At 66.2% G+C, this 12,560-nt stretch carries 11 protein-coding genes and 1 tRNA gene; 7 read left to right on the top strand and 5 right to left on the bottom strand.

Annotation, left to right across the window (positions count from 1 at the left end):
- Window positions 1–150: 150 nt before the first annotated feature.
- The 4 genes from M3498_01105 to M3498_01120 are packed head-to-tail and all read left to right on the top strand — an operon-like array spanning window position 151 to window position 4,143.
- Window positions 151–1,671, top strand: a complete 1,521-nt coding sequence (locus tag M3498_01105; protein ID MDQ3457895.1) for an ABC transporter permease subunit — start codon at window positions 151–153, stop codon at window positions 1,669–1,671.
- A complete protein-coding gene (locus M3498_01110; GenBank protein ID MDQ3457896.1) occupies window positions 1,668–2,981 on the top strand; it encodes an ABC transporter permease subunit in 1,314 nt (437 codons plus the stop codon). Before M3498_01105 ends, M3498_01110 begins: the two co-directional genes overlap by 4 nt.
- A gap of 40 nt (window positions 2,982–3,021) precedes the next feature.
- Entirely contained in the window at window positions 3,022–3,639 is a 618-nt protein-coding gene (locus tag M3498_01115) for a metal-dependent hydrolase (protein ID MDQ3457897.1), read from the top strand.
- 21 nt (window positions 3,640–3,660) lie between these two features.
- Window positions 3,661–4,143 (top strand): S-adenosylmethionine decarboxylase, encoded by a 483-nt coding sequence (locus M3498_01120; protein MDQ3457898.1) that lies wholly within the window; start codon window positions 3,661–3,663, stop codon window positions 4,141–4,143.
- A gap of 67 nt (window positions 4,144–4,210) precedes the next feature.
- On the opposite strand, the gene M3498_01125 is transcribed toward M3498_01120, so the two are convergent.
- From M3498_01125 to M3498_01135, 3 genes are all read right to left on the bottom strand, one after another.
- The gene (locus M3498_01125) at window positions 4,211–4,564 is read right to left on the bottom strand and encodes a type II toxin-antitoxin system death-on-curing family toxin (GenBank protein ID MDQ3457899.1); all 354 of its coding nucleotides are present in this window, start codon (window positions 4,562–4,564) and stop codon (window positions 4,211–4,213) included.
- A gap of 26 nt (window positions 4,565–4,590) precedes the next feature.
- On the bottom strand, window positions 4,591–4,815 hold the full coding sequence (locus M3498_01130) for a hypothetical protein (GenBank protein MDQ3457900.1): 225 nt from the start codon (window positions 4,813–4,815) through the stop codon (window positions 4,591–4,593).
- A gap of 246 nt (window positions 4,816–5,061) precedes the next feature.
- Window positions 5,062–6,108 carry a Gfo/Idh/MocA family oxidoreductase gene (locus tag M3498_01135; GenBank protein ID MDQ3457901.1) on the bottom strand — a complete coding sequence of 349 codons (1,047 nt, stop codon included), beginning with the start codon at window positions 6,106–6,108 and terminating at the stop codon, window positions 5,062–5,064.
- Window positions 6,109–6,325: 217 nt separating this feature from the next.
- On the opposite strand from M3498_01135, the gene M3498_01140 reads away from it, so the two are divergent.
- From M3498_01140 to M3498_01150, 3 genes are read left to right on the top strand one after another with little or no spacing between them, the layout of a single operon-like run.
- Window positions 6,326–8,074, top strand: coding sequence for a helicase-associated domain-containing protein (locus M3498_01140; protein ID MDQ3457902.1), 1,749 nt, complete (start codon window positions 6,326–6,328; stop codon window positions 8,072–8,074).
- 17 nt (window positions 8,075–8,091) lie between these two features.
- Window positions 8,092–8,379: a hypothetical protein gene (locus M3498_01145; GenBank protein ID MDQ3457903.1), complete on the top strand. Its 288-nt coding sequence runs from the start codon at window positions 8,092–8,094 to the stop codon at window positions 8,377–8,379.
- 33 nt (window positions 8,380–8,412) lie between these two features.
- Window positions 8,413–11,181, top strand: coding sequence for a helicase-associated domain-containing protein (locus tag M3498_01150; GenBank protein ID MDQ3457904.1), 2,769 nt, complete (start codon window positions 8,413–8,415; stop codon window positions 11,179–11,181).
- Window positions 11,182–11,464: 283 nt separating this feature from the next.
- On the opposite strand, the gene M3498_01155 is transcribed toward M3498_01150, so the two are convergent.
- Together M3498_01155 and M3498_01160 are read right to left on the bottom strand one after the other, a co-directional pair.
- Window positions 11,465–11,539, bottom strand: a tRNA-Asn gene (locus M3498_01155).
- A gap of 67 nt (window positions 11,540–11,606) precedes the next feature.
- Window positions 11,607–12,551, bottom strand: coding sequence for an aldo/keto reductase (locus M3498_01160; protein MDQ3457905.1), 945 nt, complete (start codon window positions 12,549–12,551; stop codon window positions 11,607–11,609).
- Between the last annotated feature and the right edge of the window lie 9 nt (window positions 12,552–12,560).

Below are 12,560 nucleotides of genomic sequence, written 5' to 3' on the forward strand. Positions count from 1 at the left end.
CCTGAGCGGCAGGCGCCGCCAGCCGGCAGCGGACGCTTAAAGGAGCGCTTAAAGGAGATGGTGTAAGTGGACATATCACGTTCTCCCAGCGACTTTTTGCCGCAAACACCGAGAACGCGCCAGGCCAGGTTCTGGACGTCTATTGGCCTGTTGCTCCTAGCCATCTTGCTTAGCGCCTTTGCTGGGGTCTTGGGCGTTCTCGCGGTGCGCGCGGTCACGCCCGCGGCGCCGGCCTATATCGGCCTGATCTTTTTCGTGGTGGCGCTCGTCGCGATTCTCCTCGTCATCGCTCGCCGCTACCAGTGGATCATGCCCTGGTACTATCTCCTGCCCGCCATTCTCTTTTTGATGACCTTTACGCTCATGCCGGTCGGCCTCACCGTTTATCTCGCTTTTACCGACTACGCCGGCATCCGCAACAACCAGCTCAACCCGACCACCGAGACCGCCATCACCAGCGCCCAGGAGACCCTGGTCACCGTCGACAACATTCGCGGCCTCAACTGCGAGGCGCTCTTTCGCGGCTGCACCGACGTGCGCGCGCGCGTCTACGCCTCGGGCACCATAACGGCCCAAGGCCTCCGCTTGGAGGGCACGCAGCTCGTGCTCGAGACCGCGCCGCCGCCGGACCGGGCGGTGACCGCGGTCAGGCTGCGGCTCGTCGACCTGGGCATCCGCGCGCAGTTTCCAGTCGTGGCGAGAGACGGCAACGTGCTCACCCTGGGCCGCGAGCCGCCGGGCGCGGCCGACCTCTCGGGCATCGTCTTAGAGCTCGACCGCGCCGGCCTCGAGCGCGTCATCGTGAGCACCGAGGGCAACCTCCTCACGCTCAACGAGCCCCTGCCCGAGGGTTTGCAGTACGAGGCCCTCACGCGCTACAACGACTTCTCGTTGATCGGCTGGAGCAACTTCCGGGCCATCTTGAGCCAGGCCAACCGCGCGCTCTGGCCGGTCTTTACCTGGAACATCACCTTCGCCGTCCTGACGATCCTCATCAACACCACGATCGGGGTCTTTCTGGCGGTCTTGCTCAACAATCCCGAGCTGCGCTTTCGTAACCTCTACCGCACCCTGCTGATCATCCCCTGGGCGCTGCCCGCGGTGATCACCATTCAGGTCTGGCGCGGCTTTTTGAACGCCAACTTCGGCGCCATCAACCGCCTCTTGGCCTTGCTCGACTTGCCCACGCCCGACTGGCTGGGCGACCCCTTGTCGGCCAAGGCCGCGGTCCTCTTGGTCAACTTGTGGCTGGGCCTGCCCTTCATGATGACGGCGACCTTGGGCGCGCTCTCGGCGATTCCGCGCGAGCTCTACGAGGCCTCCAAGATCGACGGCGCCAGCCCCTGGCAGGCCTTTTGGGGGGTGACCGCGCCGCTGCTGCGCACCGCGCTGGTGCCGATCACCCTGACGGGTTTCGCCTTCAACTTCAACAACTTCAACGTGATCTTCCTGTTGACGGACGGCGGTCCCGCCTACGAGGGCGGCACCTCGACCGCGCGGTCGACCGACATCTTGATCTCCTGGGCCTACAACGAGGCCTTCAGGTCGCAGGGCGGCTTCGCCTACGGCCTCGGCTCGGCCATCTCGATCCTGATCTTCATCATCACCCTGGCCGTCAGCCTGGTGAACTTCCGCGTGACCGGCGCGCTCAAAGAGGAGGACAACACGTGAACGCCCTACTCCGACTGCTCAAGCCGCGCCTGCTGCTCGTCGCCCTCGCCTTTTTGGCCGTCCTGCCGCAGGCGAGCGCCCAGGTCAACCGCGACCGCTTCCTGATCATCCCCTACGGCTGGGCCTGGTTCTTGCTGTTTTTCGTCTTGATTACCGGCGGCATCGCGCTGGCGAGCTACCTCTACGGCCGCGCCACGCGCCCGGGCAAGGCGGTCCAGTACGCGCTCACCGCAGCCACGCACATGGTCATCTGGGTGGTGATTCTGCTCACCATGTACCCGGTCATCTATCTCTTGGCGGCTTCCTTCAACCGCTCCAACAACCTCGCCACGGTGCCGCCCAGGGAGGGCAACATCCTCTTTCGCTCGGGCGTCTTGCCCGACCCCTCCAACTTCTCCACCGTCCACTACCAGCGGGTCCTGGGCGAGACCAACCTCCACCCCTACCAGCTCGCGCTGATCGGGCTCTTCGCGCTGGCGATCCTCAGCCTCATCGCCCTGGCCGTGATGGGGCGCTGGGCGGCCAACCCCGCGCGCCTCGACGGCTTTCGCGCGCTGTCGGGCTGGACGCTCTTCGCCTCGGCCGCCGCGCTCGTCGTCAGCATCACCCCCGACCAGTTCTACACCGTCAACGAGGCGGGGCAGCGGATTCGCTCGAGCAACCAGAGCATGATCGTGCTCTACGTCCGCAACACCCTGCTGGTCTCGGGCATGACCGGGGTCTTCGCCGTGCTCATCTCGACTACGGCCGGCTACGCCTTTGCCCGCATGAAGTTCGAGGGCCGCTACCAGACGCTGCTCATCTTCATCTTCGTGCAGATGTTCCCGGGCTTCATGGCCTTGGTGGCGATCTTTTACCTGATGAGCTTCCTGGGGCTTTTGAACACCTATACCGGGCTCATCCTGGCCTACTCGGGCGGGGCGATCGCCTTTTCATCGTGGATCTTCAAGGGCTACCTGCAGTCGATCAGCCCGGCGCTCGAGGAGGCCGCGATGGTCGACGGCGCCACGCGCTGGGGCGCGTTTTGGCGGATCATCTTGCCAGTCAGCGTGCCCATGCTGCTCTTTATCTTCCTGTTGCAGTTCATCGGCACCTACAGCGAGTTCATCCTGGCCAACATCCTCCTGACCGGCAGCGAGCGCTGGACGGTCGGTATCGGCCTGAGAAGCTTTACCACCGGCGCCTTCAATACCCAGTGGGGCACCTTGGCCGCCAGCGCGGTGTTGGGCAGCCTGCCGATCCTGGCCATCTTCTACTCCTTCCAGAGCGCCCTGACCGGCCAGCACCAGGCGGGCGGAGTGAAAGGATAGGGGTTAGGGGAAAACCCCGACCCCCGAATCCTGCCTCTAAGTGGCGAACTATCAGGACCACAAGAGCACCGGCCTCGGCTGGTGGCTCGCCCTTTCGCTGGCGCTCTACGCCTTTGGGGACGGCCTGGGCCTGGGCGAGGGCGCCCTGCTCCTGGCGGTGGCCGTGGGCCTGCCCGCGACGCTCTTGGGCGCGGGCTTTCCCGATATCGACCTCTCCTCGAGCATCCCCCACCGCAGGCTGCGCCTGATACTCTTCGTGGGGGCGACGCTCCTGGCCCTCTGGCTCCTCGGGCAACCCACCGCCCAGGGGATGATCGCGGCGGCACTAAAAGAGGTGGCGCTCGCAGAGGTGTCGCTCGGCGGCCCGGCTCCGCCGCTCGCCACGCTCGCCTTGGCCGGGCTCGCCGGCGCCTTGGCGGTGGCGCTCCTGGCCTTCTTTCTGCCGCCCCACCGCGGCCTGACCCACCGCTGGCCGGCGGGCGCGGCGATGGCCCTCGCCCTGGCGGGCCTGGTCGCGCTGCCCCTCTGGGCTATGACGGCCGACTCCGGCCTCAGCCTGGTCGTCGCCTCGGCAGCGGCGGGCTTTTTCCTGCTGGGTTTCGCCTCGCACCTCTACAAGGACGGCTTGCTCCTGGGGCGAGCCCGCAAGCGCCGCTAGGACACTCAGGCTGAAGCCGGCATGATAGACTCCGAGGCGATGACCAGCCGCGACACCACCCTAGACATCCTGGGCTACGGCTCTCACCTGATTATCGACGGCTTCGGCGCGGAGGCCGGGGCGCTCGGCGACAGGGCGCGGTTGACGGAGGCGCTCGAGAACCTTGCCGCCACCCTCGAGGGCGTGCCCCTGCGCGAGCACACGCTCGAGGAGGAAGACGGCCTGTCGAGCCTGCTGGTCTTCGGCGAGTCGCACCTCAGCCTGCACAGCTTCGTGAACAAGCACTCGCTCAGCCTGAACGTCTTTTCCAGGCGCACGCTCGAGCCGGAGCGCCTGGTGAGCGCTCTAAGGGAGCGCTTCGCCCCCGGCCGCGTCGAGAGCTACCTGACGAGCCGCAGCCGCACCTACCACGAGCGGCTCGACTTGGCCGCCCTGCTCCGCGGCGAGCGCTCCTACACCTGCGCCCGGCTCGACGACACGCTCATCGCCGTGGAACCCCGCTAGGCAGGTTCAACTTAAGGGCCGATAACGACAACCTGACGCTCCTTCTCGGTGAGCATTTGGACAGCGCCTATGGGTCAAGGGCCCCGCTTACCTGCTCGAGCCATTCCCTAATCTCGTCAAAACGAAACGCGCCCCGCTCGAACAGGCCCATGAAGTAGGTGTAAGCCTCGTCGGGATCCACGTCGATGTAAGAGCCGTTGAGCCGCAAGAAGGTATCGGTAACGAAGAACGCCACGCGCTTGTTGCCATCGACGAACGGGTGGTTGTTCGCCAAACTCTCCATGAGCGCCGCTGCCTCGTCGAGCAGCCCGTCGTAATAACCGAGTTGGGGACGCATCAAGGCGGCTTCTAGCGCACCCATGTCCCTGACGCCCTCGGGTCCACCAAAGGTCAAGATCAACCCTTCGTGGATCGCTAGCACTTCCTGGAGGGTGAGGAACTCCCGCACTATTTGGCGAGAAGCTCACCTAAGCGGCGGTTCTTTTCCACACTGGCGCGAAAGTGGGCCATCACGCGCTCCCTGGGCGTGGCGTTCTTGCGGCGCTCGAGGTAGTCGCGCATGGCGTCTTCCATCAGGGCCTGAAACTGCCGGCCTTCTTCACGGGCCGCTTCCCGCATGGCCTCGAGCAACCTTGGGTCCGCCTGGCTCGCGTACTTCTGCCGCGTTGTCATCCCTACAGCTTAAAGGTATATCTTGACAACGCCAAGTAGCGGTCACGCCGGGGAGACAAAACAACGTGATTGCGCGTGCGGTCAAGCGGTTGCTATCACCATTGTTTGGAGGGGGTGATGGAAGGTAATAATGTACTGTAACCGTTCAGGGGGTATACAGCAGGAGGAAGTACTACCTAGCACTAGAAAAGGCAACTCTGCATGAAAGCCCCATACGGATTCGCAGATGACATTGCCTTCACACTATCACATTTTTTCGCGTTCATGCTCACTATAGCGCTCATCTGCAAGGGCTTGAGGCAGGCCTCTGTTTTTGGCCGAGCGGTAGAGCGCGTCGATGGCCCGCATGTTGGCGACCGCGTCGTCCACACCGTAGCGCAGGGGTCTGTCCCGCAAGACGCAGTCCGCGAAATGCTCGACCATCTTCTGGTACTTGTCGGCGCCGCGGGTGGGGTGAACGACGTCCTCTCGGCCCCCGTGCTTTTCGGCGATGACCACGTCCTCCTGGCCCACCACGAAGGTTCCCTCCACCTCGAGCCTGCCGTCCGTGCCGACGACCTCCAAAAACTCGCGGCGCTCCAGGGAGAGGGCGCAGTCGAACTGGGCCAGCAGGCCGCTCGGGAAAGAGAGCGTGCCGACGAGCTGCTCGTCTACGCCCTCGCCGAGACCACCGCCCGTCCAGCGGGCGAGGGCCTGCGCCAGCAGCGGCTCCTCGCCGCTCAGGCTGCGGATGACGTTGACGCAGTAGCAGCCCACGTCGTAGAGCGCGCCGCCGCCCAACTCGGGGTCGAGGCGGATGTTGGCCTCGTCGGTGAGGCGAAAGGAGAAGGCGGTGCGGATGAGCCTGAGCTCACCGACCGCGCCGCCGCGCACCAGCTCAAAGAGCTTCTCGGTGCGTGGGTGAAAGCGGTACATGAAGGCCTCCATCAGCGTGACGCCGGCGCGCTCGGCGGCCCCTTTCAGCTCGAGACACTCCGCGGCGTCCAGGCCCAGCGGTTTCTCGCAGAGCACGTGCTTGCCCGCCGCCAGCGCCCTCAAGGTCCAGGGCTTGTGCAGGCTGTTGGGCAGCGGGTTGTAGACGGCGTCCACGCGGTCGTCCTCGAGGAGCGCCCCGTAGGAGCCGTAGGCGGTAGGAATGCCCAGGCCGGCGGCGGCCTCCTGCGCCCGCGCCAAACCCCGTGAGGCGAGGGCGACGACCTCACAGTTCGTCGCCTTTACGAGGGCCGGAATGACGGCCTTGAGGCCGATGTTGGCGGTGCTTAAGATTCCCCAGCGTAACGGTGCTTGTCGCATGGTGCCTCCAAGGGTGAAGCGTCGTCTGGCTATGGTCGTCTGGCTATGGTAAGGCATTGGCCGGCCTCCACTCAAGGGCGGGACGGAACGCCAGGCGAGCGGCGTGACGGCCCAGCCTCCTGCTCCGGTCACCACGGAAGGCGCACACCACCCAAGCCAGCTACTCATGACCAGACGATAGCGGACAAGGCGGCGCCAGGCTTGTTAAGCTATGGGGGTGTTGGACGCCGCCAATCCGCTCATCGTGCAGGCTGACCGCTCGATCTACTTGGAAACCTTCAACCCGCGCGCGGAAGAGGCTCGAGCCGCCATCTCGCCCTTTGCCGAACTCGAGAAGAGCCCCGAACACCTGCACACCTACCGGCTCACGCCGCTGTCCTTGTGGAACGCGGCCAGCAGCGGCCAGAAGAGCGGCGCGATGATCGAGGCGCTCAGGCGTTTCAGCAAGTTTCCGGTACCCGACAACGTGGTGACGGACATAGCGGAGCTGGTGGGCCGCTGGGGGCGCATCCGCCTCCGGGAGGCGGGTTCCGCGCTGGCGCTCGAGGTGGGGCCGGGGGACGAAGCGCTCCTGCTCGAGCTCTCCAAACACAGGCGGGTCGCGCCCCTGCTGGGCGAGCGCCTCGGCGAGAGGGCCTTTGCCGTGCCGCTCCTACACCGCGGGCTCGTCAAGCAGGAGCTGCTCGAGGTCGGCTGGCCGGTCCAGGACTTGGCGGGCTACAGCGACGGTTTGGACCTGGCCGTCGTGCTCTCCGATAACTTGAGCGTGAGGGCGTACCAACGGGCGGCCGCGGAGGCCTTCTATCTGGCGGGAAGCCGGCAGGGCGGCTCGGGGGTGGTGGTCTTGCCGCCGGGCGCCGGCAAGACGGTGGTGGGCTTGGTCGCCATGACCATGGTCGCGCAGCGCACCCTGGTGTTGACCACCAACCGCACCAGCGTCAGCCAGTGGCGGCGCGAACTGCTCAGCAAGACGACCCTCAGCGAAGGCGACATCGCCGAGTACAGCCCTAGCTCCAAAAAGATGGCGGCGGTGACGCTGCTAACCTACCAGATGCTGACGACGCGCAAGCGCCAGAAGGGGGGGAAGGGGGAACAGGAGGACGCGCAAGCTGACGGCCTCGCCGTCTACCCGCACATGGCGCTCTTCCGCGAGCAGGACTGGGGGCTCGTCATCTACGACGAGGTTCACCTCTTGCCCGCGCCGATCTTCCGGCTCACGGCCGAGGTGCAGGCGCGCCGTCGCCTCGGCTTGACCGCCACCTTGATCCGCGAGGACGGGCGCGAGGGGGACGTGTTCTCGCTGATCGGCCCCAAGCGCTATGACGTGCCCTGGAAAGAGCTCGAGGCGAGCGGCTGGATCGCCCCGGCGCAGTGCTGCGAGATTCGCCTGCGCCTCCCGGAGGACGAGCGGCTGGCCTACGCGGTGGCGGATGAGAGGATGAAGTTCCGCATTGCCGCCGAGAACCCGCGCAAGCGTGAGCTGGTCGAAACGATCTTGGGGCGCCACCAGGGGCAGCCGAGCCTGGTGATCGGCCACTACCTGCACCAGCTCGAGCTGATCGCCAGCGACCTGGACGCGCCGCTGATCACCGGCGAGACGGCGCAGTCCGAGCGCGAGCGGCTCTTCGACGCCTTTCGGGAGGGCCGCGTGGGGACGCTGGTCCTCTCGAAGGTGGGCAACTTCGCCCTGGACCTGCCGGACGCGCAGGTGATGATTCAGGTCTCGGGGACGTTCGGCTCGCGCCAGGAGGAAGCGCAGCGTCTCGGGCGGCTGCTTCGCCCCAAGGCTCAGGGCGTCGGCGCCAGCTTCTACAGCCTGGTGACGCGGGAGACCAAGGAGGAGGACTTCGCGCATCACCGGCAGCTCTTTCTGACCGAGCAGGGCTACCAGTACAAGATCATGGATGAAGCGGACTGGTTGGAGCCGCGGCTAGGCAACAAAACGCCGAACCAGCCGCGAGACTAGCCGAGAAAGGACTCGCTATGCCAGCAAGGAGCAAACGCAGGCCAAAAAGAGCCCCTGGCAAGGAACCCGCGCGGGCGGACGCGCTCGAGCCCGTCCCGGAGGCGGGGGAAGTGGTCTTGCACGAGGGTCTGACACTGGTCGAGGTGGCGGACGCGGCCGACCTCACCGCCATACAGGCGGACGCGCGCCTGAGGGGCTTCATCCTGACCCGCCTGTCGCCCACCGAAGCGGTGGTGCTGCCGCAGCACAGCCAGGCCTTTGTCAAGGCGCTCCTCAAGGCCGGGCATACCCCGAAGGTCGGTTGAGCCGTGGCCGGGCCTGAAGACTCTTGTGCCCACATGGGTATAGGCGCGCTGTTGGCCGGACTGGACGACCTGGAGGAGCTGTCGCCGGCGGACCTGGTCGCGAGGCTCGGCAGGCTGGGCTTGAGCGTGAGCCGAGATGAAGCGACGGGGCTCAGGTTGTTGATGCTGGCGCAGGCTGCGCCACAGCAGGCGCCACAGCAGGTGCCACAGCAGGCGAAGCAAGGCGCGCCCGGACCCGTCGGACTCGACGCCGTGCTGGGGCACATGAACGCCGACCAGCTCAAGCTGGTGGCGAAACGCTACTACCCGAGCGCGGACGCCACTCGCGTGGCCGAAAGCAAGAGGGCGGTGCTCAAGGCGCTCGGCAAGCCCACGCTGCTGGACGCGATGATCGCCGACTCGAGCCCGCTCGAGCGGGCGCTGCTGAGCGAAGTGAAGCGCCAGGGCGGCGCGGCGGACGGCTGGGCGCTGATCGTTTACGCGGCCTCGCGCGGCTTTGCGCCCAACGACCGGGTGGGGGGCGGCAGCGTCTACAAGCATCACCTCGGCAAGGCGTCCGGCATGGGCTATCTGGGGGTTTTGCTGCGCGACGGGCTGCTGATACCCACCAACAACCGCGCCTCGTGGTTTACGAGGTCGTACTACGACGCGCAGAGCAGCGACCCGGGTGACGACCTCGTCTTTGCCGACTCCCGGGTGCTGGCCAGGCTGCCGGACGAGCCGCGGCCTGAGCCCCAGCAGCTCGAGCTCGAGCCGCTCACCAGCGAGTCGCTCAAAAACGCCGCGCCCACGGCGAGCCATCCCGCGCAGAGCCTGCTCGAGCTCTTCGACGTGACGGGGCTGCTCACCGAAGAGGGCGGTTTGCAGATCACCCAGAGCGGCACGGTCAGCAAACCGATGCTGTCGCGCCTCGCCAAGCGCAGACCGGGGTTGAAGGCGCGCCTGGAGCGCCTGCTGGGGATTTGTCTCGCGCTCGGCGTTTTTAATCCGCCCGAAAACCCGTCGGCGAAAGACCCTTGGCGGGTCAACCTGCCGCGCTTGCGCACGCTTCAAGAGGCGCCACTGACCCTCAGCTACGCCTACCTGGTGGAGGCGTTCCTGAACAGCAACGAGGCCTCCGGGCATGACCCGCGGGTCATGGGTCAGGCCAGCCTGGTCTCTACGGCGGTGGCGAAGCGGGCGCTGCTGGAGAGCCTGGAGCTGTTGCCGGACCACCCAGTAGCGATGGAGGGGGCGCTCGAGGGGCTGTGGAAGCGGACGCTCAACCACGTGGTCACCTCCCGCGCGCGCTACTGGGCAGAGGACAGCGAGCCGGAACGCCCCGCCTGGTTCACCCAGACGCTCCTGGGCGCCTTTCGCGACCTGGGGCTGGTGGCGGTGGCCGAACTGCCGGCTGCGGATGAAGCTGCCAAAGCCAGCCTCTATGTCATGCGGGGAGGCAAGCCGGTGAAGGCCCCGTCGCCTCCGAAGGACGATCCGGCTCGCCGCTACGCGCTGATGCTCGCGCCGGGGCTCGCCTGGCTGGCGCGGGGACGGCGCCTGCGGCAGGCCCCTCCGGACACCGAGGCGCTGCGCACGCTCCTGGGCCTCGACCCCGACAGCGGCAAGCCCAAGGAGGCCTGCCTGCTGATCCAAGCGAACTTCGACATCCTGGTGTACTTAGACAAGCTGAGCCCCCTCGCCATCGCCGCCTTGGGTTGCGCGGACTGCACCCGCGTCGACGCCCAGACCGCCAGCTACACCATCACGCGCTCGAGCCTCTACCGGGCACTCGAAGCCGGGCTCGAGCTGGAGGCGCTGCTGGAGCGGCTGCAAGACCACAGCATGGGCCTGCCCGACAACGTGGCGCACAGCCTGCGCGACTGGGCCTCGCGCCGCGAGCGCCTGCGCCTTCAAGAAGGCGTCAGCCTGCTCGAGTACGCCAGCCACAAGGAACGCGACGCCGCTCTGAACGGGCTCGCGGGTGCCCGCGCGGTGGCCGAGCGCTTCACTATCCTAGCTGACAAGGCCCAGCCGCCCAAGGTCAAGGTGCGCCACCGCTACAGCCTCGCTCCGACCCGCACCCTGCGCTTTCAGCCCGAGGGCCACTTCCGGCTCGAGAGCGCCACCGACTTGGCGGGTCGGGCGGTGCTGACGCAAGTCGCCAGCCGGGACGCCGACGGAAGCTACCGCCTCGACAGAGAGGCGGTTCGCGCCGGGACGCTCACCCCCGCTGCGCGGGACACGCTGCTGGCCCGGGCGCAGGGCGGCATCCCAGCGCAACTCGAGGCGCTCTTGAGCATCTGGGAGGGCAGGAGCGCCGCGCCCAGCGTGGCGACGATCAGCGTCTTCCAGCACCCGAGCGCCGCGGCGCTGGTCAAACACCCACAGCTTGCGCAGCACCTGGACAAGGGGCTCAACGACACCAGCTACCTGATCAAGGAGGGGCACGAGCAGAAGCTCGAGGCGCTCCTCGCCGACCTCGGGGTGACGCTCGAGCGAGGCTTCAGAACGGACATCAAAGCCGAGGCGGTTCAGGGCAGCATCATGCAGAGCGGGCTGGACACCCGCAAGATGCGCGTGATGATTGAGACAGCCATCGGCGAGGGCAGATCGCTCGAGCTGCGCTATCATCAGGAGAGAGCGACCTACAACCGCTACGGCTACGCCGAGAGGTCACAGGGCAAGCTCGTGACGGAGAAGGTCACCCCCGAGACCGTATTGTACTCCGGATCGACGCCCTACCTGTCGGCTCGAGCCCACGATCAGGGAGAGCCCCGCACGATCCGCATCGGCTACATTACCGGCATCGCGGTACTGTGACGCTGGCTGCCGTGTGGTGGAGTGTAGGGCCACTAGGCCCCCGCTAGTGCGGGTACTACAGTGTAGGGCCACTAGGCCCCCGCTAGCGCGGGTACTACATCGGCTCGGCGGCCGCTATAAGCTTGACCAATCTGCTGACCCCGCGAAGGACCGCGAGACGCTGAACTAGAAGTTGGCAGTAAACTGGCAGTAAATTGTCAGTAAATTGGCAGCAAAGCGGTCCATAGGGCAAGAGCCCCACACTAGGCGGGGCTCTTCTTTTGCGTCTGTGACGCCTTTATCTTGGCTCCGCGACCTGGATTCGAACCAGGGACCATCCGATTAACAGTCGGACGCTCTACCGCTGAGCTATCGCGGAATACGCGCCTCCTAGAGGCGACGAGTAGTCTAGCAAAGCTCGGCGGACTCTGCAAGTCTTGGCGAGCCTAGGAGGCCAGAATAGCGTCGATACGCTCGATGATCTCTTCGCTCAACTCGAGCTCGGCCGCCGCCACGTTGTCCAGAAGCTGTTCGACCTTGGTCGCGCCGGTGATCACGCTCGATACGCCCTCGTGGCGCAGGACCCAGGCCAGGGCGAGCTGCGCGCGGGTGGCGCCGAGTTCGTCGGCGACCCCCTTGAGCTCGCGCACGCGGCGGGCGTTGTCCTCGTTCAGGTAGCGCTCGCCGAAGTTGGCGCTCCTGCCGAAGCGGCTGTCCTCGGGAACGCCCTCGTCGTACTTGCCGGTCAGCATGCCCATCGCCAGCGGGCTCCAGACGACCAGGCCGATGCCCTTCTGGCCCGTCACCGGTAGGATCTCCCCCTCGACGCGCTCGCGGTAGAGCATCGAGTACTGCGGCTGCTCGGTCACCGGCGCCACCAGGCCGTTCGCCTTGGCGTAGGTGTGGGCCTCGGCGATCTGCGCGCCCGACCACTCCGAGGTGCCCCAGTAGTGCGCCTGTCCCGAGCGGACCACGTCGGAAAAGGCCTCGATGATCTCCTCCAGCGGCGTTTCCGGGTCGTAGCGGTGGGCAAAGTAGATGTCCACGTAGTCGGTGTTCATGCGGGTCAGGGAATTATCGATGGACTCCATGATGTGCTTGCGGCTTAGGCCCCGGTCGTTGACGCCCTCCGACATCGGCCAGAAGACCTTGGTCGAGAGCACGAGCCCTTGCCGCTCAAAGCCCTCCAGGGCCTCGGCCATCATCGTTTCGGCTTTGCCCTTGGCGTAGATGTCGGCGTTGTCGAAGAAGTTGACGCCGTTTTCAATGGCCTTTTCGATGATCTCTCTGACGAGCTTTCTGTCCTGCACGCTGTCGCCGTAGGTGGTCCAGGCGCCCAGGCTGATGGTCGAAACTTTCATGCCGGAGTTGCCGAGTCTGCGATAGTTCATGGTGCCTCC

This window comes from Deinococcota bacterium (genome assembly GCA_030858465.1).
Taxonomy (GTDB): Bacteria; Deinococcota; Deinococci; order Deinococcales; family Trueperaceae; genus JALZLY01.

Excerpts from the sequence above, each read along its gene's own strand:
- M3498_01120 (MDQ3457898.1), top strand. The coding sequence starts at position 3,661 with ATGATAGACTCCGAGGCGATGACCAGCCGCGACACCACCCTAGACATC.
- M3498_01130 (MDQ3457900.1), bottom strand. The coding sequence starts at position 4,815 with ATGACAACGCGGCAGAAGTACGCGAGCCAGGCGGACCCAAGGTTGCTC.
- M3498_01135 (MDQ3457901.1), bottom strand. The coding sequence starts at position 6,108 with ATGCGACAAGCACCGTTACGCTGGGGAATCTTAAGCACCGCCAACATC.
- M3498_01145 (MDQ3457903.1), top strand. The coding sequence starts at position 8,092 with ATGCCAGCAAGGAGCAAACGCAGGCCAAAAAGAGCCCCTGGCAAGGAA.
- M3498_01150 (MDQ3457904.1), top strand. The coding sequence starts at position 8,413 with ATGGGTATAGGCGCGCTGTTGGCCGGACTGGACGACCTGGAGGAGCTG.
- M3498_01160 (MDQ3457905.1), bottom strand. The coding sequence starts at position 12,551 with ATGAACTATCGCAGACTCGGCAACTCCGGCATGAAAGTTTCGACCATC.